This window comes from Nocardia amikacinitolerans NBRC 108937 (assembly GCF_001612615.1).
Taxonomy (GTDB): Bacteria; Actinomycetota; Actinomycetes; order Mycobacteriales; family Mycobacteriaceae; genus Nocardia; species Nocardia amikacinitolerans.
On record NZ_BDAU01000030.1, the window covers coordinates 24,614 to 50,874 of the forward strand.

The 26,261-nt window shown below is 66.3% G+C and carries 25 protein-coding genes and 1 pseudogene; 18 read left to right on the forward strand and 8 right to left on the reverse strand.

The features are described 5' to 3' along the window. Positions 1-30 precede the first annotated feature (30 nt). The 3 genes from NAM01S_RS21580 to NAM01S_RS21590 form a co-directional block, all read right to left on the reverse strand. Positions 31-1,527: an aldehyde dehydrogenase family protein gene (locus NAM01S_RS21580; RefSeq protein ID WP_067788005.1), complete on the reverse strand. Its 1,497-nt coding sequence runs from the start codon at positions 1,525-1,527 to the stop codon at positions 31-33. A gap of 43 nt (positions 1,528-1,570) precedes the next feature. After that, complete coding sequence (locus NAM01S_RS21585) at positions 1,571-2,803, reverse strand: glutamine synthetase family protein (RefSeq protein WP_253799068.1); 1,233 nt, start codon at positions 2,801-2,803, stop codon at positions 1,571-1,573. Between the two features lie 124 nt (positions 2,804-2,927). Then, entirely contained in the window at positions 2,928-3,506 is a 579-nt protein-coding gene (locus NAM01S_RS21590; RefSeq protein ID WP_067788007.1) for a hypothetical protein, read from the reverse strand. A gap of 204 nt (positions 3,507-3,710) precedes the next feature. Here NAM01S_RS21590 and NAM01S_RS21595 point away from each other — a divergent pair, with 204 nt between their 5' ends. From NAM01S_RS21595 to NAM01S_RS21630, 8 genes are all read left to right on the forward strand, one after another. Next, positions 3,711-4,649 carry an alpha/beta hydrolase gene (locus NAM01S_RS21595; protein WP_169810880.1) on the forward strand — a complete coding sequence of 313 codons (939 nt, stop codon included), beginning with the start codon at positions 3,711-3,713 and terminating at the stop codon, positions 4,647-4,649. A gap of 164 nt (positions 4,650-4,813) precedes the next feature. Then, positions 4,814-5,854: a hypothetical protein gene (locus NAM01S_RS21600; protein ID WP_067788010.1), complete on the forward strand. Its 1,041-nt coding sequence runs from the start codon at positions 4,814-4,816 to the stop codon at positions 5,852-5,854. Positions 5,855-5,963: 109 nt separating this feature from the next. Further along, positions 5,964-6,827, forward strand: coding sequence for a phytanoyl-CoA dioxygenase family protein (locus tag NAM01S_RS21605; protein WP_067788012.1), 864 nt, complete (start codon positions 5,964-5,966; stop codon positions 6,825-6,827). Between the two features lie 87 nt (positions 6,828-6,914). Further along, complete coding sequence (locus NAM01S_RS21610) at positions 6,915-8,186, forward strand: aspartate aminotransferase family protein (RefSeq protein ID WP_067788014.1); 1,272 nt, start codon at positions 6,915-6,917, stop codon at positions 8,184-8,186. A gap of 259 nt (positions 8,187-8,445) precedes the next feature. Then, complete coding sequence (locus NAM01S_RS21615; RefSeq protein ID WP_253799090.1) at positions 8,446-9,051, forward strand: MspA family porin; 606 nt, start codon at positions 8,446-8,448, stop codon at positions 9,049-9,051. A 65-nt stretch (positions 9,052-9,116) separates the two neighbouring features. Further along, a complete protein-coding gene (locus tag NAM01S_RS21620; protein WP_067788276.1) occupies positions 9,117-9,779 on the forward strand; it encodes an MspA family porin in 663 nt (220 codons plus the stop codon). Positions 9,780-9,861: 82 nt separating this feature from the next. Beyond that, positions 9,862-10,734 (forward strand): phytanoyl-CoA dioxygenase family protein, encoded by an 873-nt coding sequence (locus NAM01S_RS21625; RefSeq protein WP_067788015.1) that lies wholly within the window; start codon positions 9,862-9,864, stop codon positions 10,732-10,734. A gap of 141 nt (positions 10,735-10,875) precedes the next feature. After that, positions 10,876-11,568, forward strand: a complete 693-nt coding sequence (locus tag NAM01S_RS21630) for a hypothetical protein (protein ID WP_067788017.1) — start codon at positions 10,876-10,878, stop codon at positions 11,566-11,568. On the opposite strand, the gene NAM01S_RS36170 is transcribed toward NAM01S_RS21630, so the two are convergent. Then, positions 11,555-11,749 carry a hypothetical protein gene (locus NAM01S_RS36170; RefSeq protein ID WP_218018429.1) on the reverse strand — a complete coding sequence of 65 codons (195 nt, stop codon included), beginning with the start codon at positions 11,747-11,749 and terminating at the stop codon, positions 11,555-11,557. The two genes, NAM01S_RS21630 and NAM01S_RS36170, sit on opposite strands and share 14 nt — an antisense overlap. Positions 11,750-11,922: 173 nt before the next feature. Here NAM01S_RS36170 and NAM01S_RS21635 point away from each other — a divergent pair, with 173 nt between their 5' ends. Then, entirely contained in the window at positions 11,923-13,284 is a 1,362-nt protein-coding gene (locus NAM01S_RS21635) for a phosphatase PAP2 family protein (protein WP_067788019.1), read from the forward strand. A 180-nt stretch (positions 13,285-13,464) separates the two neighbouring features. Here the strand turns inward: NAM01S_RS21635 and NAM01S_RS21640 are convergent, their stop codons facing one another. Beyond that, on the reverse strand, positions 13,465-14,136 hold the full coding sequence (locus tag NAM01S_RS21640; RefSeq protein WP_067788021.1) for a DUF8020 domain-containing protein: 672 nt from the start codon (positions 14,134-14,136) through the stop codon (positions 13,465-13,467). 241 nt (positions 14,137-14,377) lie between these two features. On the opposite strand from NAM01S_RS21640, the gene NAM01S_RS21645 reads away from it, so the two are divergent. The 4 genes from NAM01S_RS21645 (at position 14,378) to NAM01S_RS21660 (ending at position 19,417) form a co-directional block, all read left to right on the forward strand. Then, positions 14,378-15,562 (forward strand): lipase family protein, encoded by a 1,185-nt coding sequence (locus NAM01S_RS21645; RefSeq protein ID WP_084483156.1) that lies wholly within the window; start codon positions 14,378-14,380, stop codon positions 15,560-15,562. Next, positions 15,559-16,449, forward strand: coding sequence for an AurF N-oxygenase family protein (locus tag NAM01S_RS21650; RefSeq protein ID WP_218018439.1), 891 nt, complete (start codon positions 15,559-15,561; stop codon positions 16,447-16,449). The genes NAM01S_RS21645 and NAM01S_RS21650 overlap by 4 nt, the downstream gene beginning before the upstream one ends. A 13-nt stretch (positions 16,450-16,462) precedes the next feature. Beyond that, entirely contained in the window at positions 16,463-17,848 is a 1,386-nt protein-coding gene (locus NAM01S_RS21655) for an FAD-dependent oxidoreductase (RefSeq protein ID WP_067788026.1), read from the forward strand. A gap of 198 nt (positions 17,849-18,046) precedes the next feature. Next, entirely contained in the window at positions 18,047-19,417 is a 1,371-nt protein-coding gene (locus NAM01S_RS21660; RefSeq protein WP_169810884.1) for an MFS transporter, read from the forward strand. A gap of 35 nt (positions 19,418-19,452) precedes the next feature. Here NAM01S_RS21660 and NAM01S_RS21665 read toward each other — a convergent pair whose 3' ends face one another. Further along, the gene (locus NAM01S_RS21665; RefSeq protein ID WP_067788029.1) at positions 19,453-20,043 is read right to left on the reverse strand and encodes a QsdR family transcriptional regulator; all 591 of its coding nucleotides are present in this window, start codon (positions 20,041-20,043) and stop codon (positions 19,453-19,455) included. A 219-nt stretch (positions 20,044-20,262) separates the two neighbouring features. Here NAM01S_RS21665 and NAM01S_RS21670 point away from each other — a divergent pair, with 219 nt between their 5' ends. From NAM01S_RS21670 to NAM01S_RS21690, 5 genes are all read left to right on the forward strand, one after another. Next, positions 20,263-20,889 carry a hypothetical protein gene (locus tag NAM01S_RS21670; RefSeq protein WP_067788031.1) on the forward strand — a complete coding sequence of 209 codons (627 nt, stop codon included), beginning with the start codon at positions 20,263-20,265 and terminating at the stop codon, positions 20,887-20,889. Between the two features lie 20 nt (positions 20,890-20,909). Further along, positions 20,910-22,589, forward strand: coding sequence for a beta/gamma crystallin family protein (locus NAM01S_RS21675; RefSeq protein ID WP_067788033.1), 1,680 nt, complete (start codon positions 20,910-20,912; stop codon positions 22,587-22,589). Between the two features lie 179 nt (positions 22,590-22,768). Then, positions 22,769-23,338, forward strand: a complete 570-nt coding sequence (locus tag NAM01S_RS21680; RefSeq protein WP_067788035.1) for a hemerythrin domain-containing protein — start codon at positions 22,769-22,771, stop codon at positions 23,336-23,338. A 260-nt stretch (positions 23,339-23,598) separates the two neighbouring features. Then, positions 23,599-23,994 carry a VOC family protein gene (locus NAM01S_RS21685; RefSeq protein ID WP_084483181.1) on the forward strand — a complete coding sequence of 132 codons (396 nt, stop codon included), beginning with the start codon at positions 23,599-23,601 and terminating at the stop codon, positions 23,992-23,994. Positions 23,995-24,086: 92 nt separating this feature from the next. Next, positions 24,087-24,677 (forward strand): DUF3558 family protein, encoded by a 591-nt coding sequence (locus NAM01S_RS21690; protein ID WP_084483158.1) that lies wholly within the window; start codon positions 24,087-24,089, stop codon positions 24,675-24,677. A 67-nt stretch (positions 24,678-24,744) separates the two neighbouring features. On the opposite strand, the pseudogene NAM01S_RS37385 reads toward NAM01S_RS21690, so the two are convergent. Both NAM01S_RS37385 and NAM01S_RS21700 read right to left on the reverse strand, forming a co-directional pair. Further along, positions 24,745-24,845, reverse strand: a pseudogene (locus NAM01S_RS37385) (alpha/beta hydrolase fold domain-containing protein); the annotation flags it as partial. A gap of 269 nt (positions 24,846-25,114) precedes the next feature. After that, positions 25,115-26,131 (reverse strand): helix-turn-helix transcriptional regulator, encoded by a 1,017-nt coding sequence (locus NAM01S_RS21700; RefSeq protein WP_157107838.1) that lies wholly within the window; start codon positions 26,129-26,131, stop codon positions 25,115-25,117. Positions 26,132-26,261 lie beyond the last annotated feature (130 nt).

Below are 26,261 nucleotides of genomic sequence, written 5' to 3' on the forward strand. Positions count from 1 at the left end.
GCGGCACGATGGGTCAGGCGGTGGGCGAAGCTAGAGGGCGATCCAGGTCGTCTTCAACTGGCTGTACTTGTCGACGGCGTAGATGCCCTTGTCGGCGCCGTTGCCGGACAGCTTCCGACCGGCGAAAGGAGTCGACGGCACACCGCCCTCGTAGGAGTTGACCCACACGTTGCCCGCGTCGAGCCCACGCGCCATCCGGTGAATCCGCGATACGTCGCGGGTCCACACCGACGCGGCCAAGCCGTAGTCGGTGTCATTGGCGAGCCGGAGTACTTCGTCCTCGTCGCGGAACGGCTGAATGCAGACGACCGGACCGAAGATCTCCGCGCGAGCGATCTGCATCGCCGCGGTCGTGTCGACGAAGACCGCGGGCGCGACCAGCGAACGCTGGTCGTCGAGTCCCTGCTCCGCACCCGTCAGCAGAGTGGCGCCGTCGGCCACACCCGAGGCGACGAATTCGAGCACGGTGTCGTATTGGCTGCGGCTGCTCAGCGGTCCGAGCACCGTCGCCGGGTCGAGCGGATCACCGATCGTGAGCGCCGCGACCTGCTCGCACACACCCGCGACCACCTCGTCGTACACCGACTGCTCCACGAACAGCCGCGACCCGGCGGTGCACATCTGTCCGGTGTTGTAGGTGAACGCCCACACGGCGGTGCGAATCGCCTGGTCGAGATCGGGTGCGTCGGCGAAGACGATGTTCGGCGACTTTCCACCGAGCTCGAGCGACACCGTCTTCCCGTTCGACACCGCGGAGTCACCGAGCAGCTTCAGACCGACCTCGGTCGAACCGGTGAAACTCACACAGGCCACGGAATTGTGCCTGCCCAGCGCCGTCCCGACGACCGAGCCACGTCCGGTCACCACCTGGAGCACCCCGTCGGGAAGGCCCGCGATACTGCTCAACTCCGCCAAGCGCAGCGAGGACGCCGACGTCTGCAGGGCAGGCTTGAGGATCACGCTGTTGCCGGCCATCAGGGCGGGCGCGAGTTTGAGCATGGCGAGGCTGATCGGGAAGTTCCACGGCGTGATCGCCGCGACCACACCCAGCGGCTCCCGGGTCACCAGCGCCACGGTGTCGGTCAAGCCGCGCGGGGAGTCGTCCATCAACTTGTCGGACAGCTCGCCGTACCAGCGCAGATTGCGCACCGCGGAGACGAGCTCGAGATCCCGGGCTTCGTGGACCGGCTTGCCCATCTCGCGGGAGACCATCACGGCCAGCTGCTCGGCGTCGCGCTCGATGAGCTCCGCCCAAGCGATCAGGATCCGGCCACGTTCCCTGGGCGACATCCGGGACCACACACCACCATCGAAGGTGGCCCTGGCCTTGTTCACCATCCGATCGACGTCAGCGGCCGTGGCCGCAGGCACGGTGGTGAAGTAGTCGCCCGACCACGGATCGCGCAGCGGGAGCGTCTCGGAGTCGGCCGCGTCGGTCCAGGTGCCGCCCTCCCACATCCGGAAGTTCGGCGGGATCGCGGCACCCAGCGCACGAAGTTCATCGCCGCGCGAGATCGTGTTCGTCATGGTTCCCACTGCCTTCCGTGAATGATGAATGCCGGTTTCGCCGTCATGCGAGTTCGAAGTAGCGCACGGACTCCCAGACCGAGATCTGGTCGTCGGTGCGTTCGGCTCCGGTGTGGTAGGAGAACCACTCCCATCGACGAAGGCCGACCCAGTAGTCGACGAATTCGTCCCCGAGATACCGGCGCAGCTGGTCGTCGGCGTCCAGCGCCGAGATGGCGTCGTAGAGGTTCTTCGGGACCACGGGAACGGTGCCCGGCGCCAGTGCCCACGCCATGCGCTCGAAGCGCGGTGGCGGTGTCGACTTCTCGTCGAGCCCGAACAGGCCACCGGCCAGGAACGCGGCAAGCGTGGAGTACATGTTGGAGTCGGAGCCAGGCAGCCGGTACTCCAGGCGCGTGGCGGACGGGCCTGCCAGCACCGCGCGAACTGCGCACGATTTGTTCGCGATGCCCCACGTCTGCGTGGTCGGCGGACCTTCGAGTTCCATCAGCCGCCGGTAGGAGGTGATGGTCGGCAACGCGAAGCTGGTCGATGCCTCCAGCGTGGCCATCACGCCGCCGAGGAAGTGCAGCATTCGCTCGCTCGGCTCGTTCGGCTCGTTCGCGTCGAAGAAGATGTTGCCGTTCGCGTCGCTGACCGAGACGTTGAGATGAGCGCCCTGTCCGTACTCCGCGGACCACTTCGACATGAAGGTCACCGACCGCCCGAGGGAATAGGCGACCTCGCGCATGACCTGGCGGGCGCGCGCCCACCGGTCCGCGGCCGTGACCGGATCGGCGGGGGCGATGTTGAATTCGATCTGTCCGGTCGCGGCCTCGTCCGACCACGCCTCCCAGGGAAGCCCGATCTCGTCGAAGCGCGCGACAACCGCCTCCATGTACTCCACATAGTCCGGCGACTTCGCGTGCACCAGCGCGGCTCCGCTACTGCCGCCCAGCGGCGTGAGGTTCTGATACTGCTGCGCGCGCGCCTGATCGATGGACTCCTGGAAGACCGTCGCTTCGATCTCCACACACGCAAGCACGCTCAGACCGCGCTCCGCGTACGCGGCCGCGATCCGCTTGAGCGCCTGACGGGGGTCCGCCGCTACCGGCTCTCCCTGCAGGGTCCAGAGGTCACCGATCACCGAAGCCATGCCCGGCTTCCATTCGATCAACGTGCTCTCGTCCGGCCGGAGCTCGATGTCGGTGATCAGGCCATTACGCCGCCACGCCGGATGGTCGTAACCGAGCGAGGAATTGTTGTTGAGGTCCAAGCCGAGGACCAGATCCGGCACAGCGACACCCTTGTTCCGACACGATGTGTACGTCGCACGGGACAGTGTCTTGCCGATCAGAACGCCGTCGTGATTGGTCGCCTCGAGACGCACACTCGAAACGGGGGCCATTTCACCGAACACATCAGATTTCACCGAACACCACCTTCAGGTTGGCGCCGAAGAGCGCCGAGAATCCAGATACAGAGCCGTCGACCGCGAGCTCGCCACCAGCGAGTTCCTCGGTGATCAGCGAACGGCCCCCGAACAGGCGCGCGAGCGCCGCCGACGTGCCGAGGAGTCGGTAGCCGTTGTTCGCGGGGTCGCCGAACTCGGCGAAAGTGCCCTCGTCGAAGCAGTAGACGCCGAGGCCACCCGGCACGCCCGGCACCGCATGCACGCGATTCCAGAATTCCTCCGCCGCGGTACGCCAGTCGATGTCGCGGCCCGCCAGCAGTACCTGGACCTCTTTCGCGAAGCCGTCGAGCGCCTCGCCGTCGATCTCGGCCGGCACCGGATCGGGCCAGCGCACATCCCAGGTGAGGTCCGGTTCGGCGCCGCCGCTGTCGGCAGAGACGGTGATCTCGGCGCCGACGAAGGTGAGGAAAGCCTTTTGCGCGTCGCTCGTCGAAGACAGGCAGACGATCTGGGGTTCGTCGGTGGCAGTGAACGTCGCACCGTGGGCAATCGCCTCACGCAGACGCCGCGACACCGACAGGACCATCGGTGTCGCACCGCTTGTCACCGCCACATTTCCGGTTGCTGAGTGGCTTGTTGATTCAGGCATATCCGCCTCTCTCCATCAGATCGTGTGACATAATCATGTGATCTAATCAACTGATCTGTCAAGGCCTGCCGATGGGCTTCCGCACGAAGCGAGGAGGTAGGCGACCCGAAAGGGGGCTCGATGGGCCTGTCCGTAACCGCCATGCTCGACATGCTCGATGACGACCAGAAATCGTTTGCACAAGCGTTGCTCCGCCAAGCGCCCGCACCCCCGTACTCCCAGTACGGCGTGGAAGGCATGCGGTCGCTGTTCGATACGGTCACCGCCGCCGCGCCGATGCGACCCGTGCACGATGTCGAAGAGCGGACCGTCGACAGTCCCGCCGGTCCGCTCCGCGTGCGCTGTTACCGCCCTTCCGCCGCGCTCGATTTGCCCGTGGTGCTCTACATGCACGGCGGCGGGTTCGTGGTGGGCACGTTGAACGGCGTCGACGATCTCTGCAGATCCCTCTGCATCGAGGCGGAGTGCGTCGTCGTCTCCGTCGAGTACCGGCGCGCGCCCGAGCACGCATTTCCCGCGGCCGCGGACGATTGCCTCTGGATCTACGAGTGGGCCCAGCGCGAGGCGGTGTCACTCGGTGTCGACCCGTCCCGCATCGCACTGGCCGGTGACAGTGCGGGCGGAAACCTCGCACTGTCGATCTGCACCGCTTTGGCCGAAGCGGACCGCCCCATGCCGAGATCGCTCGTGCTCGCCTATCCCTCGACGTCGAACGCCCACGCGGGGCCGTCCTGGGACGCCTTCGAGCACGCGCCAGTCCTCTGCAAGGCCGATGCCCTGTGGTTCTGGTCGAACTACACCGCGAACAACGGAGCGGACCGGGACCCGCGTGCGGTTCCCATCCTGTCCAATACGCTGCACGCTCTGCCGCCGACCTTCCTCGTGGCCGCCGAAGTGGACATCTTGCGTTCGGATTACGAGGAATTCGCCGCCGTGGTGCTGCGCGCCGGCGCCGAGATAGAGGTTCGCCAATACGACGGTGTCCTCCACGGATTTTTTACCGAGGTGGCCACCATCGAAAAGGCGAGGCGCGCCGCGACTGACGCGGCGCAGCATCTTCGGACCCACTTCGGCCACTGATCGGCGGGGCCCACGTTCATGGTGTCCGGCGAGGTGCGGCCATTCGGGTTTCCGAGCTCGGCGTGGCCAACCGGGCACAGGCAGTCGTCGCGGCGATCGCGCACATCCCGATTGCAGCGCCATATCCCGCGCCCTCGAGCGCATCTCAGTAAGGAGTGATCACTATGAGTCGTACCGGAGTTGCCATCATCGGACTCGGCGCCGTTGGCCGGGAAGCGGCGCGCACATTGCTCGAGCGTGACCGCCGGAGCGTGACCGCCGCTGTCGATCGTGACCCCGCGTTGGCCGGTCGAGATTTGGGAGATCTGCTGGGCGCGGGCCACCTGGGCGTCCCGATTTCCGGCGACCTCGCCGCCGCGGCCGGCTCTCGTACAGCGCTGGTGGCCACGACCTCAGCGCTCGCCGAACTCGCGCCGATCGTGACAGCGCTGGCGGCGAGCGGGGTCCATGTCGTTTCCATCTGCGAGGAGCTCAGCTTCCCCTGGGGCGCTCACCCTGAACTCAGCCGCCGTATCGACCAGGTCGCACGTGAGCACGGCACCGTTGTGCTCGGAACCGGCGCGAATCCGGGCATGCTCATGGAGGTGATTCCCACCGTCTTGTCGTCTCTCGCGCCGACCGTCGAGGGGGTGGTCGTGCAACGCACTGCCGAGATGGCCGACTACGGGGGAATCCTGCACAAGTTCGGATTCGGGCTGACTCCCGACGAATTCGTTTCCGCGGTGGCCGCGGGAAACCTGCCCGGCCATTTCGGCTTCGCCGAAACGATCGGCTCGCTGTCCTACGCGCTCGAGCTCGAGCTGGACTCGATAGACGTCGGACTCCCGGAGATCGCTGTGGTCGCCGAGCGGGAGCGTATCGGCGCGCACGCGCGCATCGAGGCAGGCACGGTCGCCGGGATCACGCACAGCGCTCGCGGTTCGCACCGCGACAACGTCGTCATCGAGCTGAGCATCCACTTCGGTTTTCGTCCCGATCTGGATGCCGTCGAGCTCGGCGACAGGTGGACTCTGCGGACGCCCGACGGTGACATCTCCGCCAGCGCACCTGCCGGCTTCGCCAGTGCCCCCGCGACGGTCGCCGTCGCCTGCAACGTCGTGAACGAGGCCGCGACCCTCGCGCCCGGCTTGCGCACGATGCTCGACCTCCCTGTTCGATCTCTCGCCGCCAAGGGCCGCAGCCGGACCCGCGCGGCCGTCCGGTGACCACTGGCGATTCCCGGTCGGCTCTTGACACAACGTGGCTTCCGTCACACAATCAAATCAATTGATCAGATCAATTGATTCAAACAATTGGTCAGAGAATGGAGAAGCAATGAACACCGAAGTCAAGGCCACTCTGCGCTCGGTGACGGAGACGACCCCGCTCGCCGAGATCCTCGCCATCGTGGCGGAGGACGGAGGCGTGATCATCGAGAACTTCTTGTCGCCGGACCAGATCGCGCGGTTCAACGCCGAGATCGAGGAGCCCCTGAAAGCGCTGGCACCGGGCTCGACTCACGAAAACGAGGCCATCGCCGACTTCCATGGCAGCAACACCAAGCGATTGACGAACCTCGTGACCCACAGCAAGACCTTCCGCGAGGAGATCTTGGACAAGGACTTGCTCCATTCCCTCTGCGACGCCACGTTTCTCGAAGAGTCCGGCACCTACTGGATGACCACGGCCCAGGTCATCGAGATCGGCCCCGGAAACAAGGCGCAGGTCCTGCATCGTGACCTGGAGAACTGGTTCCCGTTCGTCGGCATGGGCCCGGCGGGTCCTGAGGTCGCCGTGAACTTCATGATCGCGTTCACCGACTTCACCGAGGAGAACGGCGCGACGCGGGTCATCCCGGGGAGCAACCACTGGGCGAGCTTCGAGGATCGCGGCACCCCTGAGGCCACCATTCCCGCGACCATGAAGGCGGGGGACGCGCTCTTCTTCAGCGGCAAGACCGTGCACGGCGGCGGCGCGAACGTCTCCGCCGACCAGTACCGCCGCGGGCTCGCGTTCGCGCTGAACCCGGGCTTCCTCACCGGCGAGGAGGCGTACCCCTTCCTCGTCGACATCGAGATCGCGAGGCAGCTCTCGCCGCGCGTGCAGCGCCTTCTCGGCTTCCGTTCCCAGTACCCCACTGGTTCGCCCGGCCTCTGGCAGGTGGACTACAACGAGCTCGGCGACTACCTCCAGCTCTGACACACCGGCCAGCACACTCTGTCGCCCCCGCCGTGCTCGCGATGAGTTCCGCTTCGGCACGTCGGCTCGCAGCAATCAAGGAAATGTATGGGAATCGACTCCTCCAGAACCGCTTTCGAGCGCACCCGCCTGAGCCTCGGCGGCGGCGTCAGCTCGGGGCTTCGTGCCACGATGCGGCCGGTTCCGCTCTTCGTCGAGAAGGGCCGCGGAGCTCACGTGTGGGACCTCGACGGCGACCGCTACCTGGACTACGTGATGGCCTGGGGGCCACTGGTCCATGGCCACAGCCACCCTCATGTCATCGACTCGGTCATGCGGGTCATGACATCGATGCAGGTTGTGGGGATGGGCCATCGCCTCGAATACGAGGCCGCGGAGGCAGTACTCGGATCTGTGCCCGGCGCTCAGCGCCTCGTGTGGACGAACACCGGGACCGAGGCCGTGCAGGTCGCCTTGAGGTTCGCCCGAGCGGCCACCGGCCGCCACCGCATCGTGAAGTTCACGAAGGCCTACCACGGTTGGCACGACAGCGTGTACGCGAGCATGACGGCGGACGACACGGGTGAGACCGCAGTCCCCGCCAGCCGCGGGCAGAGTCCCCATGCCCATGCCGACCTGATCATCAGCCAGTTCAACGACACCGCCGCCATAGCGAAACTGCTCGCCAGTGCCGAGGAACGGCAGATCGCCGCCGTGCTCATCGATCCGATCATGAGCAACGCGGGCGTGACGAATCCGGCGCCCGGCTTCCTCGAGACGATCCGCGGCCTGTGCGACAAGCACGGCGTCGTGTTGATCTTCGACGAGGTCATCACCGGATTCCGCATCGCACGCGGCGGCGCCGCCGAGAAGTTCGGCGTACGCCCGGATCTCTCGGTGTTCGGCAAGGCGATCGCGGGCGGTTTCACCCAGAGTGCGGTCGTCGGACGCGCCGACATCATCGATCTGGTGGAGGACGGCCTCACCCACGCGGGAACCTTCAACGGCAATCCGGTGGCGCTCGCCGCGGTGAAGGCCGCGATGGAGCTGTCCGCCGAGCCCGGCGTGTTCGAGAGGTTGGACGATCTGGGCGCCGCCTTCGAGACGGCGATCACCGACGTGCTGACCTCGGCCGACGCACCGGCCGGTCTCCGGCGCGTCGGGTCGCTGTTGCAGTTCGTGCCACACGGTCAGCAGACAAGCCTGCACGGCACGGATGGGCTCTGGAGCGAGATCACCGTCGGCATGGTCGAATCGGGCGTCGTCTTCATGCCGTCCGGAAAGATCTTCCTCAGTACCGCACACACTCTCGACGACATCCAGGAAACGGCCGCGCTCCTCGGGCGAGTCCTCCAGCGGGTCCCTGTAGGTCCTGCGTAGCGCGTAAGCAGCTGGTAGACAACGCTTTTCGCTTTCGTTCTGATTTCTCGGCTGTCCATTCGCCACGATTCATGTCGAGCGTCTCCGCTCATTCATCTTTCACACCACCCCATTTCGCCGGGAATTGCTCGGTTCTACATCCGAATTCGAGCGAGCCGAATTCGGCGTCCCGGAATCAAAGGAGATTCTGATCATTATGAGTTCTCGTTGGGCGAGGACGCGCTCGGCCGCCCTGTTCGGCGCGTCCGGTGTCGCCGCGATGTCGTTCGCCATCGCGACCGCAGTGCACGCTGGTGCCGATGTTCTCGTTCCCCTTCCGGACGGGTCCAAGTCGGGGCCTGGTGTCACGCTCACCCGCACCGGCGAACGCGCCCTGGTGTCGCCATCGATGGCGGCCAACGGTGCAGGCCGGGTGGTGTGGGTCTCCGGGCGGGCCAGTGCCGATGTCGCCGTCACGCCCGAAGGCGAGGTCGGCCCGACCAATGGCCCGGCCGGCCTGCCCGGCAGCAACAATTCCTCCACCCACGGTGCCTCGCAGCTCAACACCGGCTACCTCGTCGGCTGCCAGGTGAGCATCGCCGACGACGCGATCGGTGCGGGGGTCTCCGGCGGGATCTCGACCGGTGGGGTGAGTGCGGGCGGATCGATCGGGGTCAACGTCGGGCCCGGCGAGGTGAAGTTCGTCCAGATCGACTACAAGGACATTCTCGAGCCGGGGGTCTACTCGGTGGAATACCGCGACGCCGAGATCGAGATCCAGGGCTGTGCCGGTTACGCCCAGGCCCGTGCCTACACCGTGGTCGAGATCATCGGCGACCACTACTCCAAGACCTCGCTCTACGGCGCTCCGTTCAGCATCGGCTGAACCGGCCCATCCCCTCGCGTCCATCGCTTCGCATCGCGAAACCTCAAACCACCAAGGTGAATTCGATGTTCAACCGTCAGTATCTCGCCCACCTGGGTGCCGGCGCGGTCGCTGCCCTCGCGCTCGGCCTGGCCGCGACACCCACCGCGACCGCCGACACCTTCGTCCCGCTGCCCGGCGGCGAGCTCGTCGAAACCCTGTCCGACGGCACCGTCGTGACCGTCCGGCTCACGGAGTCGGCGAATATCAGCCCCTCGCTCGGCTCGACTCCGGTGCACCGCAACGCGTGGGTATCGGGTTCGGCCCACGTCGAACTCGCCGGCACCGGCGCCGAGGCCGGGGGCCTCGTCATGCCCGGCTACGTCGTCGGCTGCCAGGTGAACATCGCAGGCGGTGGTGTCGGCGGGGGTGTGGAAGGGGCCTCGGATTGGGAGGGCAACGCCAGTGCCGGTGCCAACACCGGTGGTGAGCTGTCCCTCGGTCCCGGTCAGGCGCAGTCGTTCTACCTCCTCGACCGGGAGAAGGCCGACGACTTCGGCAACGAGGACCACAAGGTCTACAACGTGTTCTCCGGTGGCAGCGGATCGGTGACCTGGTCCGACCAGACCATCGGTCTGTCCGGCTGCGGCGGGTACGCGCAGGCCCGCGCCTTCGTCAGCGTCGAGATCGTCACCGAGCGCGTCACCAGCTGGGTGACGCTGTGGGGCCGGCCGTTCAGCCTCGGCTGACACCAGGTCCGCCGCGACGGCGAACCTCGCCGCTCGGCTTTCGCATACAAGTCAACCAACCTTCCCGAATGGAGTCGAACCCATGACCGCAGTACAGCCCACCAAAGCCCTGGAATCCGTGCCTGCCGATACGCCGGTGGCCGACATCCTCGCGATCATCCGACGCGACGGCGGCGTGATCATCAAGGGTTTCCTGACCAAGGACCAGATCGACCGGTTCAACGCCGACGTCGAGGCCCCGCTGCAGGCCCTGCGGCCCGGATCGACTCATGACAACGAGATCGTCGCCGCGTTCCACGGAAGCAACACCAAGCGGCTCACCAACCTCGTCACCCACAGCCCGACCTTCCGTAACGAGATCATCGGGAAAGACCTCGTCCACGAGCTGTGCGACGCGGTGTACCTCGAGGAGTCGGGCACCTACTGGATGACCACCGCCCAGGTCATCGAGATCGGGCCGGGCAATGCCGCGCAGATATTGCACCGTGACCTCGGGAACTGGTACCCGTTCATCGGCATGGGTCCGCAGGGCCCCGAGGTGACCATCAACTTCCTGATCGCGTTCACCGACTTCACCGAGGAGAACGGTGCGACCCGGGTGATCCCGGGGAGCAACCACTGGGAGAACTTCGAGGACAACGGCACCCCGGAGGCTACGATCCCGGCGGTGATGAACGCGGGTGACGCGCTCGTCATCAGCGGCAAGGTGGTGCATGGTGGCGGCGCCAACAAGACGACCGACGAATATCGGCGCGGCGTCGCCTTCGCCTTCAACCCGGGCTTCCTCACCCCGGAGGAGGCGTACCCGTTCCTGGTCGACCGAGAGGTCGCCGAGACGCTCCCGCCGCGCGTGCAGCGGGTGCTCGGCTTCCGCTCCCAGTACCCGACCGGCTCCCCCGGCCTGTGGCAGGTCGACTACGCGGACCTCGCCGAACACCTCGGTCTCGATTCCTGACCTCGCCGCGCCGGCTCGGATCGCTGTCGTGTCGGCGATCCACCGCCGGACGGCCGCCGACACGACAGCGGCGGTCCCCACCATCGCGAGCGTTCCGCCCGCGACCCCCGAACAACGATGCCCAGTCCCGAAGGACACCCGATGAGTGATTTCGCTCTGTTACTGGCCGTGCTGGCCGATCTCTTCATGTTGACCGCCGGCTTCTACTACGGAATCAAGTTCCTGCGCGGCAGGCCCAATTTCCTGCTCGCACTGGAGTGGCTGGTGATCGGGGTGTCCGGTGCGAACGTCGTGGTGCTGGCCGCCACCGGCGTCTCGCATTCGAGCCTCAGCTATCACCTGATGGTGTTCTTCGACGCGTTCTCGCGGTCGTTCGGCATGACGCTGCTCATCGTGATCGGGATGCTGGCGGTGACCCATCGGTACCGTCCATCGTGGCTGGTCGAGGCCGCTGCCATCGCGGCGGGCGTCGCCGTGGGACTCAACCGCGCGCTGGATCCGCGGCCCGTCGAGTCGGGATGGGCGATCTTCTATCTCGTGGTCAATCTCGCTGTGGCCCTGTTCATGTTCTCGGTGGCCGCGCGCCTGTGGCGGATCGGTGACCGGCGAAACGCGGCCTGGGTGTCCGTGGCGACTGCCCTCGGCGCGTTCGTCGCCGTGATCTACGATTACTTCCCCATTCCGGGTGACGATGCCGATCACACACTGTTCTACATCCTGGCGATGTCGGTCTGGGGGCTCATGCTCGTGACCTACTACCACGGCTACCGCGCGCTCGAGGCATCCCAACGCGGCGCGGCCGCTGCGAAGTTCGGCACCCTCAGCCCACAGTAATCAGGCGCGCGGCGATCTCGCCGCGCCGCCGGTGGGCAGCCGGTCGTGGCCGCCGCGTCCCAGCCACCGTCACCGGCCAACAGCGCGGCGCGGCGATGGTTGCCCGCCTGGCGAAGGAGGTGATGGACCTCGACATCGATTCGCCGAGATCGCCGAGCAGCGATTTCGCTGCCACCGCCACGCCGAAACGATCCTGAGCACGCCGGGATTCCCGGGTCCTGCTCGCTGCGAAGGAGTCCGCGGAGACCCCGGCGACATCCCCGCATGGCGCGCATGCGTTTTCGCAATCACCCGGCGTCGGTCGGCGTTAAGTGCCCCGTCAAGCCGTGTTCACGGCGTGTTTACGATGTCCGAATGCTTATTCACGACGCGCACGGCAGTTCGACCTCACCCCCGGAGCCAGCGGGAGATGAGCGACTCCGGGAGCGTCGATTTCGGCCGTTCGTGGTGTGGGGCGGCATTGCCGCCGCGGTGCTTGTACTTGTCGCTGGTCAGCTAATCGCCGTTCACATCCACGCTCTCGGTCCATTGACCAGCCTCTTTCGCGACTACGCCGGTACGCCCAAGTCGGCGACGACACCGTGGGCGGGCTTCCTGCTGGCCCTGATCGGTGTCACCGTTCGGGTGCGGGTGAACGCCCTCGCCGCCGCGGTCGCCATCGATTTGGTCTTCGTGGCGATTCGGGCATTCGACGGTCGGCCGTTCACCGTCGGCAACGGACCGACCATTGTGCTGACGGCGGTGGCGGTGATCGCCGCCCTACGGTGGAGCGGTGTGCGACGGCGGACGGCACTGCACACGATCGCGCTCGGAGCGCTGCTCATCCTCGCGACGAAGGTCGGCGAAATCTGGTTGGACATCACGGCATGGTCCTGTCCGCAGGTCCTCGACCCGTATGTGGAGCTGGCCGATCGAGCGCTCGGCAGTCCGGCGTGGGTCGTCGGGCACGCGCTCGATCTGGCCGGGCCGGTACCGCTGGGTGTGGTGCGCTGGGTGTACTTCGAGCTTCCGGTGGCGGCGATCGTCGTCGCCATCTGGCAGTTGCGCGGGGTGACCACGGGTTCGTGGCCGCGGCACCACTTGGTGCGCACGTTCTTGGTACTCGGCCTCATCGGCCCGGTCTTCTACGTGATCTTCCCGGTGGTGGGACCTGTGCTCGCGTTCGGACCGCAGGGGCACGGCATGGAACTCGCCGACGTCTGGCCGAATCTCGTTCCGGCGCTTCCCGCCTCGGTCGAATCGATGCCCTTCGACGGCATCACGCCGCGCAACTGTATGCCGTCGCTGCATACGGCGTGGGCACTCGCGCTGTTCATCCACTCACGACGCGGGCCGGTCTGGTTGCGTTGGGGCGGCACTTTCTGGCTGGTGTGCACCCTCATCGCGACGCTCGGCCTCGGGGCACACTACGGCGTCGACCTCGTGGCGGGCGCCGCGCTGTGCCTGACGATCGAGTCCGCCCTGCGCGACCCCGACCGAGGCTGGGACCGTCCGCGCGTGCGGGTAGTGGCGCTGGGGATCGCCACGTTCGTGGGAGTGCTGGTGTGCGTCCGCTACTTCGCGATGCCGATGGCGACCTACCCGATCCCCTTCGGGATCGCGATACTCGGCGTTCTCACCGCACTGTCCATCGTGTTCTACCGAACCTGGTTCGCTGCGCAACGTCCCGAAGTCGTTGCGCGCGAGGCCGAGCGGGTCGAACTCGAGCGTCGCTGAAGTGAGACGCGGCTTGCCTGTCGACCCGCGCGACCAGGCTCGAGCCGTGCTCCAACATCCAGCACACGCGGCGAAGACACTGTGATCGGCGGCAAGCCGCGATCACAGCACTTCCCGAATTCGCCGGGCTATCTCATGCCGCCGGTGGGCGTCGAGAGGAATGTCCCCGGACCGGCCCGCCTAGGTGTTGGTAGTGATGAGGTACTCGAGGAATGCGGGGACCATCACCGGGGCCGCGAGGTGGAGAACGCCTGATACGGCCCCGCCGGGCACGGCTGTGGCCGCGCCGATCGCGCATCCGAGCAAGGGTCCCGCACCCAGCATCATGGCCAGTGGCGCGGTGACGACGGCTCCGGTGAGGCCGCCGAGCAGGCAGCCGAGAACGCCCGCTCCGATGGCGCCGACTCCGGCGCCGATGCCGAGACCTCTGGCGATGTTCGATGTGGCGCGCGCGAGGGCGTCCTGTTGACGTTCGGCGGAGTCGTTCGCCGCCGAGGGCTCGGCGATGGGGCGGTACTGCGCACGCGCCGGGTCGAGGTTCGGCGTCAAACGGGCTGTGGCGCCGTTGATCTCGGCCTCGATGGGGAACTCCACGTCACCCACCCGCAGCTGCAGCGGCACCGCGGCCAGGACTTGGTCGGAGCCCGCGCGAATCTCGAATCTGCCACCGTCCAGTACGAGCCTGGCTGCCGGGTCGACGGTGACGACCGCGGTATCGCCGTCTACCGATGCGGTGTAGTGGACCTGCGCGGGGCGGTCGGATACCGCCGGTTCGGCGAGGCAGGTCCCGCTCGCGGTGCCGATGGCGGCCACGGTGAGGGCAGCCGTCAGCGCACGTTTTTGGACGTCCATGGATTTTCCTTCGACTCGTCGCAGCCGTGGGGCGACCGGGCTGCGCGGGGACCGTCTCCGTCTCGAATGTCGAGCAGATCAGTCCATTAACACGACTTTTCGTTTATATCAAGTATTGTGAAACACGTCAAGCAAGTGTTTCATTGCGATAGCGCTCCCGGCAAACGAGAGCTCGAGCGATCCGATAGGGCTCCACGTGCCGCGCAATTCTTCTGACAAGCAACATCTTTCGAGGAGAACAATGAAGTCCATCCTCTCCAAGGCGCAGAAGTCGCTGCGGCGCTTGGCGCCGACCGCGTGTGCCATGGCATTGGTGGCCGGGCCACTTGGTGCAGGCGTCGCGCACGCCGACGACCCTCTCGCCGATGGTGAACCCGGCGATATCGTCCATGTCGAGCCATCGAGAGTCGACCTGCTTCCCGGGATTCCGGCGCCGGTCGACGCGTGGAAGATTCGCTACCGTTCGACCAATGCGCTCGGGCAGCCGAACGTGGTCTCCGGCCGGATCCTCGTGCCCAGAGACGGCCGCACTGGTACGCGCCCGTTGGTGACCTATGCCGTGGGCACCGTCGGAATGGGTGACCAGTGCGCGCCGTCCGCCACCGGCGGGCCCCGCGAGATCACCGGGTTGCTGGAAAAGGGATGGGCGGTGGCCGTCACCGATTACGAGGGTCTCGGAACCCCCGGCGACCACACCTATCTGGTCGGCCGCGCGGAGGGAACCGCCGTCCTTGACGCGGCTCGCGCCGCCCAACGACTGCCCGAAGCCAACGCGCGAGGGATCAGCTCGGCATCCCCGGTCGGGATCGTCGGCTACTCCCAAGGTGGCCACGCCGCCTCCTGGGCAGCCGAACTGTCCAGCGACTACGCGCCCGAGCTCCAGATCAAGGGTGTGGCCGCCGGCGGTGTCCCGGCCGACACCCTGGCAGACGCTGAGGACCACCGTGGCAAACCCCCCAACCTCGCCGCGTACTTCATGATCGCGATCGGACACGACGCGGCCTATCCCGAACTGCGCCTCGACTCCTACCTGACCGACGCGGGACGCGCGTTCGCACACAGGATTCGCACCGGTTGCGTCCTCGACAATCTTTTGGCGAGTAACGGACAGTCGTTGCAGCAACTGGTGACCGGCGAACCCCTCGACACTCCCGAGTGGCGACAGCGGTTGGCGGAAGACCGGCTTGGCACCCGTGCGCCGGGTTATCCGATCTATCTGTTCCACGGGATGAACGACGACACCGTGGGCTACAAGTTCGGCGCACAACTGCGCTCCGACTGGTGTGCGCTGGGCGTCGCGGTCGAATGGCACGCGATTCCGCTGGCCGATCACCTCGCCGCACCCGCGGTCGGTGGCAACGCGGCACTGGATTGGCTCGGCCGCAGGCTCGCCGGTCAGCCCGCGCACGGAAACTGCGGAGGGTGATCGGAGTGACCGGCTCCGATCATGCCTGCGCCGTCTACGACGGTCTTCTCGACTCGGCGCGACGCCTGTCTTTCGATCTCCGGGAGATCGAGGTCGATGCCGCCGATCAGGATCGCTACGGGATGAGCCCGGAGTGGTCTCCGCTCTTCGGTACGCCGTCGTGGGAGCAACTGCCCGAATCGGCCAGAAAGCACCTGACCAGATGTGAGGCCTCCCATTTCCTCGGAGTCGCGATCTGGCTCGAGGTCGCGTTGCAGATCGTGCTGCTGCGGCGCACCCACGGGGTGGATCCGACCAGACCCGATGTGAAATTCCTGTTCAACGAATGCGCCGACGAGAACCTGCACTCGCTCATGTTCGCCGAGGCCATCGACCGGCTTGGGACCGGCCACCATCGCCTGGATCGCTCGACGATCGTCACCGGCTGGTTGTTTCGCACCTTCGCGTGGGACGAGATCGCCTACGCGATCGTGCTGGCCGGTGAGGAGATCTTCGATGTCATGCAACGCGATTGGATGCGCGACGACCGAGTCTCCGATGCGGTGCGCCGGACGTCGTATGTGCACGTCGTCGAAGAGTCACGGCATATGTCGTTCGCGCGCCACAAGATTCGCGATCATCTGGTGCGAGTATCGCCTGCCAGACGCTTTCTCAGCACGATATTCATCGCGATCGGCGCCCACGTCATCGCCAAAGGCATGGTCAACAAAAGGATCTACCGCGAGGCCGGCTTGGACTGGTCGACCGTGCGCGTGGAGATCAGCCGAAACGAGCACCATCGGATGATGTTCCGCCGCGCGGCATCGCCGCTGGTGGCGTTCCTCGACCAAGAGAAGTTACTGAACGGACCCGCGCGATGGATCTATCGCAAATCCAATCTCCTCTGACCGGCGGGCGCGGATGAGCCACGTCATTCTCGGACACTGTTGCAAGGACGCGTCGTGTGTCGCGGCATGCCCCCGCGACTGCATCCTGCCCATCCCCGGTGACCCGCGGTTCGAATCGGTCGAACACCTCTATATCGACCCGAACACCTGCATCGACTGCTCGGCGTGCGTCTCGGCCTGTCCGGCGGGAGCTATCAAACCCGAAGCAGCGCTGAGCGAATCGGAACGCCACTACGCCCAGCGCACACGCGAGTACTTCACCGCGAACGCGCCCACACCGCGGGGACAGCGCACCGGTCTCGCACTTCCGCAAGCTTTCCCGCGGACCGCAACGCCGTTGCGGATCGCCGTCGTCGGTGCCGGTGCCGCCGCCATGTACACCGTGCGCGAGCTGCTGCGACGATCGAGCACGGTGCGAATCACCGTCTTCGAACAACGTGCGGAGGTCGGCGGGTTGTTGCGCACCGCGGTGTCGCGACAGCACGACGGGATCCGAAAGATGGTTCGGCTCTTCGACCTTCCGTTCGGCGACGACAGGGTGACCGTACGATCGAAGGTCCGCGTGGGAGTCGACGTGTCGATCGCCGCGCTTCGACGCCAGTTCGACGCGGTGGTCTTGGCCGTCGGAGCGTCCCGGCCGCGAGAGCTCGGAGCCGGGCCGATCCCAGAGGTGCACCAAGCGCTGCCCCTGCTGGAGGCGGTCAACAGTGCTCGGCCCGGCATACCGGTGCGGCCGCTGCGCGGTCCGAAAACGGTTGTCGTGGGTGGTGGCAACGTCGCGTTGGATGTCGTGGCGGCCATCGGCGAGGGACGCGTGCGCACCCATTCCGGCGGGCCGGTCACCGAGGTGACAGTCGTCGCGCGGTCCTCGGTTCGACGCCCGTCGTTCACTCTGTCCGCGCTCAACGAGCTGGCCGGACTGGACGCCACGGTGACCGTCGACGGCGGCTCGGCGCCGACCGGCGGCTCCGCCGACCCGGTGCAGCGCCTGCTGGCCGAGCTGGCGGAGCGGCAGGCTGGGGCAACGCAGGGGCGACGCGCACTCTCGATCGCGCTGTCGTTCGGCCACGAGGTCACCTCCGTGCGCTCCATCGGTCACCGCATTCAGGTGGCAACTGGGACGGGCAGGACCTTCACCGCCGATTCGGTCGTGTGCGCCACCGGCTTCACCGTCACCCCGTTGGCGGGTGTCTCCCTCGGCGAGAGCGGCGTCATCGCGAACCGGCGGGGCAGGGTCGTCGCACCCGATACCGGTGCGCCGATCGAGGGTCTGTACGTAGTCGGCTGGGCGAAACGTGGCGCCCGCGGCGGTGTCGGCGACAACCGGCGATGTGCCGTCGAGACCGTCGACCGACTCGTCGCCGACCTGACCCAACCGTCTGGCAGGTACCGCTGCTGACTCGACCCACTTGATCGAACTCGGCTTCGGATCCATCTCCGCACCCAGGAAATGACCTGGGGCTCACCGTCATCGGCTGCGCCGACATCCTTTTCCGCCCGCCACGTCCGGCGCCCACGTCGGCTGCGACTGTCCCTCGTCGCTCCCGAAACACTGAGCGATCCAGCTCGAGGAGTACCCACATTGACCGCACCACCATTGGAACCAGCCGACTCCGCCGAGACGGGCCCCGCAGGACGGGAGCGCCAACGGGCACACCGAAAACTCCTGGCGGCGGGCCTACTCGGCAGCTCGATCGAGTGGTACGACTTCTTCCTCTACGGGACAGCAGCCGCGTTGGTCTTCCCCACGGTGTTCTTCCCCGACAGCTCCCCGCTGATGGGCACACTGCTTTCCTTCAGCACGTTCTGGGCGGGCTTCGTGGCACGTCCGCTCGGCGGCGTGGTGGCAGGACATTTCGGCGACAAATATGGTCGCAAGCCTGCCGTGGTCGTCTGTCTGCTCGGCATGGGGCTGGCCACCTTCCTCATCGGCTGCCTGCCGAGCGCGAACACCATCGGCATCATCGCGCCGATCTTGCTGGTCACGCTGCGTTTCATCCAAGGCATGGCCTGCGGAGGGCAGTGGGGCGGCATCGTGCTGTTGCTCACCGAATCCGCGAGCCCGAAACGGCGCGGATTCGCCGGCTCCTTCGGGCAGATGGGCGTCGCGTTCGGCGTGATCCTCGGCAATCTGATCTTTCTCGTCGCGACCGCGATCCTGTCGCAGGAGGCGTTTCTCAGCTGGGGCTGGCGTGTGCCGTTCTTGGCCAGCGCGCTGCTGTTCCCGGTGGTGCTCTACATCCAGACCAAGGTCGAGGACACGCCCGAATTTCGGGACTTGCAGCGGGAAGTGGCCGAGAAGGACACCGCCAAGATCGCCCAGGCGCCGTTGTCGGAGGCGATCCGACTGCACTGGCGCAAGATCCTGCTCGGCTGTGGCCTGCTCGCCGCTACCAACACCGCCTTCTACATCAGCATCGCCGGCGTGCTCAGCTACGGGACCTCGGAGCTCGGCATGAAGCGAAACGACATCCTGGCCATATCGCTTGGCGCCTCGCTGATCGGCGCCGCGGCGACCGCATGGGCGGGGGCCAAGTCCGACCGAGTCGGACGTAGGCCGCTGATTCTCCTCGGCGGAGGCGGCCTCGCGATCTGGGCGTTCCCGTACTTCTGGCTGATCGATACCGGCAAGCTGCCGATGTTCTTCCTCGCCGTCACCGTCGCCTCGATCTTCCAGTCGATGACCTACGGACCGGTCGCCGCCTTCTTGGGCGAGCTTTTCGAACCGCGGCTGCGGTATTCGGGAGCTTCGCTCGCCTATCAGCTGTGCGCGATCACCATCAGCGGCGGCACCCCGTTCATCATGACCGCGCTGATCGCCAATACCGACACCACCGCGTTCGTCGCGCTGTACCTGTCCCTGATGGGCATACTCACCCTCTTCAGCGCCTGGGTACTGAAGGAGACCAATCCCGCCGAGGTGCGAGCCGACCCTGACGCCATTCCCGGCGAACAGCTATACACCTGAACCGTGCTGGGCCGCGCCACCATGGTGTGAGCAGCTCACTTCGGCCGCAGGACACCCGCGATCAACGCACCGACCAACGTGTTCGCATTGTCGACATCGGGCCGCCGGGCCGCGATCAGGTCCGCGTACAAGAGCGATTCTCCCAGTCGCACAACGGCATACGACAGATTGTCGACATCGACCAAGGGCGCCAACGCGGCATCCGCCACATCGTTCTCGATCAACTGCCGTACGGCCGCGATCATCCGCGGCTGTACGGCGCCGAACGGATCTGTCAGTACCCGCATCCCCAGCTTCGGCTCCTCGTCGAGCAGTCGACGAATCCCGGCATCCGCGGCGATGGCCGCACCGTGATCGGCCAGGATCCGCACGCAACGCAAAGTTCCGGTGCCGTCGCGCACCGCGTGACCGTAGGCGCGCCGCCAGCGAGCGCCCGCGGCAGCCAAGCTGTGACTCGCCAACCACCAGATGGCTTCGCTCATGATCCGCTCGCGGTTGCCCGCCTTACGAAACAACGTGGCACGCGAGACGTGCAGCTCCTCGGTCAACAGATTCACCTCGAGCCGCCGTCCCTGCGCGATCACGCGCCCCGCTCGACGATAGACGTCCTCGGAAGACACCGACATGGTGACAACCGTATGTGCTCGCGTGAGGAGGAGATCCCATGCCCGGCGGTTTGTCGGAAGTCGAGTAGTCGGCTACTCGTTCCGATCGCGGTATCCGGCCCATAGGCTGAATCGTCGGCCATCGCAGCGGAGGACGTAGGCCGAACACGGCCATCGTAAACCGTTGGAACACAGAAATATTCGAGTACGGCACAGCCGAAAACGCGGATGGGTTGACCAATGACCACACACAATCCCTACGCAGACGACCCGCACAAGGGGGCCGCCTTCGAAATGGGCTACCTTTGGGGATTCACCAACCCCGCCGCGGACGACAATCCGCCGCCCTACGCACCGGACCTCCTCGAGGTCTACTTAGAGGGGGTCGACGCGGGTAAGGACGACTGGGGGCGTCCACCCGACGGCCCCGCAGCGACATCCTGGACGCACTGGTCGGAACTCCAGGAACAGGACGACCACGAATGGCTCCACCACCTGTTCGTCGAGGGGGTCGCCGAAGGGCTCGCGCACCTGTTTCGTCGCGCGGCATTCGGACTGGCCGGTGTCGTCATCACGGTGCTCGGAATACCCGGCGACACTCCATTGCGGCCCCTCGACGACGACTTCGAGGAGCTGTATACGGGTCAGGAAGCCGATTCCAATGTCGTCTACATCGCCACCTGCGCCAGAGAGGATCATCCGATTCCGGCCATCGGCACGACTCCCGAAGGGTATTGGGCGGGGTCGGCGTACAACGACTTCGGCGCCGCGCTGAAAGAGGCTGTCGCACATGAGCACTCCGAAGCGCTGGTGGCTCGCTGCAGTCTGACCGACAACACGTGCGGACTCGTCTGGGCTGCGCGGTAACCGGTGAACAGGAGAATGCCGTGGGACTTCCCGACCAGGTGAAAGTGCCTTATCTCGAAGGGTACGACTTCGGAATCGGCGTGAATCTCGCTTCCGGCGGACCGAAGAATCAGGCGGTGGCGGGGCAGGCGACTCCGGTCGGGCCCGCGCCGGGCGCGACAGTTCGGTTTCACGTCAAGCGCGTCAACACCACCGGCGAGATGGAGGAGTCGCTTGCCATCTCCGCCGAAGCGAATTATGGATGCGCCGCATTCGGGGCGGGTGTCTCGGGGCGGTTCGCATTCGCCCAGAGCGCGAAAGTGCAGTCGTCCTCCCTGACGATGTTGATCACCGCCAGCGTCAAACTCGGTTTCGAGCAGATCGACGCGCCTGCCCTGACACCGACCGCGGCCTCGCACGCCGACAACCCTTCCCTGTTCGGCGAACGCTACGGGAACATGTTCGTTCGCGGTATCAGCCGGGGCGGCCTGTTCGCCGGCTACCTGCGTATCGACACCGGATCATCGGAACTCAGCCAATCGATCTCAGCGGAACTGTCCGGCTCCTACGGCTTGTTCTCCGCGGAGGCCAAGTCGAAATTCGCTGCGGTTCAGCGAAAGTACCGTAGCGAACTGACCATCGACATGTACCACGAAGGCGGTCCGGTCGATCTGCACATCGCGGAAGTCGAGAATCCGATGGAACTTCTGCGCAACGTCAACGAATTCCTGAAGAGCTTCGCCGAGCGACCGAACGAGGTGGCGGTGCCGTATTCGGTGACCCTCGCGCCACTGTCCATCGCCGACGGCCCGAACCCGCCGAACCAGGTCGACATCGAGCACGCCCAAGACGTCATCATCTTCTGCGCGCAACGCCGTAGCAAGCTGATCGACCAGCTCAACACCTTCCAGTACATCGTCGACAATCCCAGCCGGTTCGACTTCTCCAATAGTGCGGACATCGGGCAGATCCGTGCCGCCGTCGAGAACGTCCAGTCCGACATGGCCCTCATCAGATCATGCGCGAGCCGAGCCATGAACAGCCCAGCATCCGCGTGCTTCCCCGAGGTCTTCGCCGAGGAAACCCAGCAGCAATATCCGAAAACCGTTGTCCCCGACCCACTTCCCACTCCCAAGCCGGTTCGTACCCAGCATTCGACGGATAAGGTCGAGATCTTCACCCACGCCGATTACGCGGCGGACTGGCAGGGTATCCCCGGTCGATCCCAGAAACTCGAGATCGGCTCATACGACGATGCGAAGAGCCAGATCATGATCGGCAACGACCAGATCAGCGCCGTGAGGGTTCCCGAGGGGGTGGTGATGCGCGGCTACGAACACGCGTGGTTCCAGGGCGCGTTCATCGATTTCACCTCCGACACTCCCGCGGTCCCGATGGAGTGGAACGACAGGATCTCCTCGCTCATCGTCTACCACGCCGAGGACGGCGCGCCCCGGATCGATTATGTGGTGGCACTCGATTACCAGTGGTCCCGCCCGGTTCTCCAGCTGAAGGTCGGAAAGTATCCCGACCTGTCGACGACCACCCTCGGCGTGTCCGCACTGTCGGTACTGCTCATCCCCGCGGGTCTCGCGGTACGACTCTGGGAACTCCCCGAATACCAAGGGGCCACCATCGACCTCTACGGGGACACCCTCGTGATGCCACCGGGCTGGGACAACCGAGCGTCCTCGCTGGAGGTCTTCGAATACGCCCTCTAGCACCTCCCCGGCAGCGCCATCGCGCACAGGCGGCACTTGTGGGTGGTTCTGGGATCGGCCCCAAGTCGTCGGCGGTGCCGGTGAGTTATTGTCGACCCCGAAGGGACATGCCAGCTGCCTCGAAAGGCGGTCTGCCCTGGCGTCCAGTACTGACCTGAATTCGGCATCAGGGAGGAATTGTGGACATTACCGAGCTGATCCTCGACGACCACCGTGAGCAGCGGCGTCTGTTCGCGATTGTGGAGCAGATCGATCGCACGGAGACCGGGGTGCTCTCCGCGATCTGGGGCAGACTGGCGGCCTTTCTCGAACTGCACGCGCAGGCGGAGGAGGAGATCTTCTACCCCGCGCTGCTCCAGGCGGGTATCGCGGCCCGGCGCGCGAGCGGGGTGGAGGACGAGACGCTCGACGCCATCCACGATCACAACGAGATCAGGGACGCGATCGCCGAAGTGGCGCGTCATCGAGTCGGCACCGATGACTGGTACGCGGCTGTCGCGGCGGCCAATCTGGCCAACAGCGATCACATGGCCGAGGAAGAACGCGAGGGCCTCACCGACTTCCGTCGCCTGGCCGGGCTGTCGCGCCGCCATCAGCTGGCCGTCGCCTTCGCCGCCTACGAGGCGCGAAACTATGCCGGCGTCCAGCCCGTCGACAAGGATCCCGTCGGCTACGTCCGCGCGGCGGAGAAAAAGCTCCGGACCGCCGCGACCGGCTCACTGAGTGTCGGCAGCATGAAGCGGACCTGACTCGAAAGACCGGCCGCAGCGCAGATATCCGCCAAACCGCTACAACGACCCGTCCCCCACCGATCGGCGGCGTGTCGAGATCGGGGGAAATGCGCGCCGCATTGGAGATGACGATATCGATGCCGCCGTGCCGCGCGGCGATTCGTTCCGCCGTCGAACGCACCGACGCGGCGCCGGTGACGAGAGCGATCTTCGACATTCGCCGAAAACTACCGCACGCCTCGGCAATTCGCACCGCGATCCCGCCTAGGGTGACCTCCATGAACATCGAGCTGAAGGTGAGCACCATCATGCTTGGCGTCGAGGACGTGGATCGCGCCAAGCGCTTCTACAGCGAAGGCTTGGGCTGCGCGGTCACCCAGGACTACCCCGGCTTCGTCCAGTGCAGTCTGGGCGAGGGATCCTCGTCGCTCACCCTCTACGAATGGGATGCGGCGGCCCAGGACGCCGGCGTCTCCCCGGAGGGCTCCGGATTCCGCGGTTCCTCGTTCCACTTCATCACCGACTCCCGCGACGCGGTGGACGAGGTCATGCGCGCGGCGGTGGCGGCGGGCGGCGCCGTCGTCCAGGAGGCGAGCGCCGCGGAGTGGGGCGGGTATTCGGGGTACTTCAGCGACCCCGACGGCTACTTGTGGAAGGTCGCCACCTCCGCCTGACCGGATGGTCCCTGCCCGGCAACAGTCGGCGGGAGTGAGAATGGCAGCGCGCCCGCGGATCTGGTGTGATCGGTGTCAGGGAGGAGTTCGTGATGCCGAGTTCTGTGTGTGGCCGCCGGTGGATTCTCGGCGTGGTCGGTGCCGCCGTAGTCGCCACGACGGCGGCCGCATGCGACACCAGCGGTAATCCGAGCCCGTCGGCGAGCGCTCCCACCACGTCGCCGGTCGCGCCGCCGCCGTGGACCCTGACCGATCTCACCTACCATCCGTGCAGCGTGCTCGGCCCTGACGAGATCGCCCGCTTCGTGCTCGAGCCGAGCGGCAAGCAGGCCACGCCGCCGAGGGAGCTGCCGAGCTGCTCCTGGTCGTCCATCCAGACCGGGCAGTCCGGCGGCTTCACCCTCCGATTCGCCCCGGCGACAAGCGATCTCAGCGATCTCGACCAGCGCAGAGTTCGCGATCCGCTCGAACGGACCATCACCATCGCGGGCCGCCGAGCCGCGCTGACACCGACCCTGCGGCCCGACGGACGCAACGGCAGCTGCTCGCTGTACGCGTCCGTGCCTTCCGGCGGATCCTTCTACCTGGGCGTCGCCGTCTCGGGAATCTCCACCGGCGTGGACTGGGACGTCTGCGCGAAAACCATCGACGTCGCTACCATCATCGCCGCCCGCCTCCGCTGAGCTGGTCAGTGACCACCGACCCATCTCCCTGCGACCGGTCGAAGGATGTTGTCCACGTTCATCTCCAAGGATAGGCGAGGACCTGCGCTACGGGCATCGGCCCGCCGCCGTCCCGCTGCACGAGACACAGTGCGGCCGCGAGGTTTCCGCCGCGGAGTCGCCGCCGACGGCGATCGTGCCGGGATCGATCTCGAGGCCGGTCGCCGACTCGTGGAGCCAGGCGAAGGCGTCACGATCTTCTACATCTTCGCGCTGTCCACCTGGGGCCTGCAGATGTTCGTGTACTACCGCGCCTACCTGGCCTTCGACGCCTACAACAAGCGTCGACGCCCACGCGGTCAGCGGCGCGGCTCCGGCCCCGGCCTGAGATGTCGATCGTTGCATCGCCACCCCATCCGGCCGCGGGAAGCCCCGGCTCCGGAATCGAAACGAGCGCGCTACATCGTCGGCCAGGCCCGGACGCCGTCGGTAGCTTCGGCTGGACGGGAGTTCACGGTCAGTCCCCAGCGCACGGCGGTGGCGGCGGCGACGGTTCGATTCGGGACGCGGAGTTTTCGCAGTATGCGCTCGATGTGGGTGGCGATGGTGGACGGTTCGACCCGCAGACAGGCGGCGATGCGGGCGTTGGAGCTGCCTTGTGGGAGCAGCGCGAGCACGTCCAGCTCACGAGGGGTGAGGCCGTGGGGCGGATCGACGCGTCGGTAGGCGACCAGGGTTCCGCCGGAGCGCACCGGCCGCATGCGTGCTCGGTATACGACATCGCCGTCGAGTAACAAGTGGTCACCGAGTCGCCCGGACGCGGCGACCGCCCGCGCGAGTTCGACACCGGCGCTGCCGGATACGAACGGGCGCGCCGTCGCCCGCACCATGATCGGGTGCACGGTTCCGCTCGCGGTGACGATCACCACCGATTCCTCTCGGTCGACCGACGCCGCGACGCCGCGACAAGGATCGATAGCGGCACCGACCACGTCGGCCAGCAGCGCGAGCGCGGTCACGGACACCGTGGGGAACGGTGTGTTCGAGGTGGTGCTCATGTTCAGCATGCCGAGATAGCGGCCGTCGACGGCGAACAGGGGTTGGGTCAGGCCCTCCCGATAGCCGAGCGGAACGATGACCCGATCGAAGATCGGACCGGACCGCACCTCGGCCGGTACCTCGCGCAGCCGCATCGGCACATGATCGTGCTGGAGCCGGGTGAACAGGGGATGGGTGTGCAGGCAGGTGTTGGTGACCTCGAGCGCGGCCTGCGGATAGCCGACGCTGGCCGCGGTGACGTGCACCCCGGCGACCGAGTCCCACCGCGACAACGCGGCGTGCTGATAGGCGACGATCCGCGACAGCTCGAACAGCACCCGTCCCAGTCCCGACCGGTCCGGTGTGGCCGCCCTGATCGCGTCGCGCACTCGGACCGCGACAGCGGGGTCCAGATCTGGATCGGATGCGGCAACCACTCGGTCAGTATGACCCAGGTCACTACAGCCCGATCCGCGGGTCGCTGACGACGGACGCACATTCGTCGTCCAGCCGCGTCCGTCGATCGACGGATGCCGCGTCACCTGCGCCGTCCTAGGTTCTCCCGCA

Coding starts and splice junctions, on each gene's coding strand:
- NAM01S_RS21580 (WP_067788005.1), bottom strand. CDS start 1,527: ATGACGAACACGATCTCGCGCGGCGATGAACTTCGTGCGCTGGGTGCC.
- NAM01S_RS21590 (WP_067788007.1), bottom strand. CDS start 3,506: ATGGTCCTGTCGGTGTCGCGGCGTCTGCGTGAGGCGATTGCCCACGGT.
- NAM01S_RS21595 (WP_169810880.1), top strand. CDS start 3,711: ATGCTCGACATGCTCGATGACGACCAGAAATCGTTTGCACAAGCGTTG.
- NAM01S_RS21600 (WP_067788010.1), top strand. CDS start 4,814: ATGAGTCGTACCGGAGTTGCCATCATCGGACTCGGCGCCGTTGGCCGG.
- NAM01S_RS21605 (WP_067788012.1), top strand. CDS start 5,964: ATGAACACCGAAGTCAAGGCCACTCTGCGCTCGGTGACGGAGACGACC.
- NAM01S_RS21610 (WP_067788014.1), top strand. CDS start 6,915: ATGGGAATCGACTCCTCCAGAACCGCTTTCGAGCGCACCCGCCTGAGC.
- NAM01S_RS21615 (WP_253799090.1), top strand. CDS start 8,446: ATGTCGTTCGCCATCGCGACCGCAGTGCACGCTGGTGCCGATGTTCTC.
- NAM01S_RS21620 (WP_067788276.1), top strand. CDS start 9,117: ATGTTCAACCGTCAGTATCTCGCCCACCTGGGTGCCGGCGCGGTCGCT.
- NAM01S_RS21625 (WP_067788015.1), top strand. CDS start 9,862: ATGACCGCAGTACAGCCCACCAAAGCCCTGGAATCCGTGCCTGCCGAT.
- NAM01S_RS21630 (WP_067788017.1), top strand. CDS start 10,876: ATGAGTGATTTCGCTCTGTTACTGGCCGTGCTGGCCGATCTCTTCATG.
- NAM01S_RS21635 (WP_067788019.1), top strand. CDS start 11,923: ATGCTTATTCACGACGCGCACGGCAGTTCGACCTCACCCCCGGAGCCA.
- NAM01S_RS21640 (WP_067788021.1), bottom strand. CDS start 14,136: ATGGACGTCCAAAAACGTGCGCTGACGGCTGCCCTCACCGTGGCCGCC.
- NAM01S_RS21645 (WP_084483156.1), top strand. CDS start 14,378: ATGAAGTCCATCCTCTCCAAGGCGCAGAAGTCGCTGCGGCGCTTGGCG.
- NAM01S_RS21655 (WP_067788026.1), top strand. CDS start 16,463: ATGAGCCACGTCATTCTCGGACACTGTTGCAAGGACGCGTCGTGTGTC.
- NAM01S_RS21665 (WP_067788029.1), bottom strand. CDS start 20,043: ATGTCGGTGTCTTCCGAGGACGTCTATCGTCGAGCGGGGCGCGTGATC.
- NAM01S_RS21670 (WP_067788031.1), top strand. CDS start 20,263: ATGACCACACACAATCCCTACGCAGACGACCCGCACAAGGGGGCCGCC.
- NAM01S_RS21685 (WP_084483181.1), top strand. CDS start 23,599: ATGAACATCGAGCTGAAGGTGAGCACCATCATGCTTGGCGTCGAGGAC.
- NAM01S_RS21690 (WP_084483158.1), top strand. CDS start 24,087: ATGCCGAGTTCTGTGTGTGGCCGCCGGTGGATTCTCGGCGTGGTCGGT.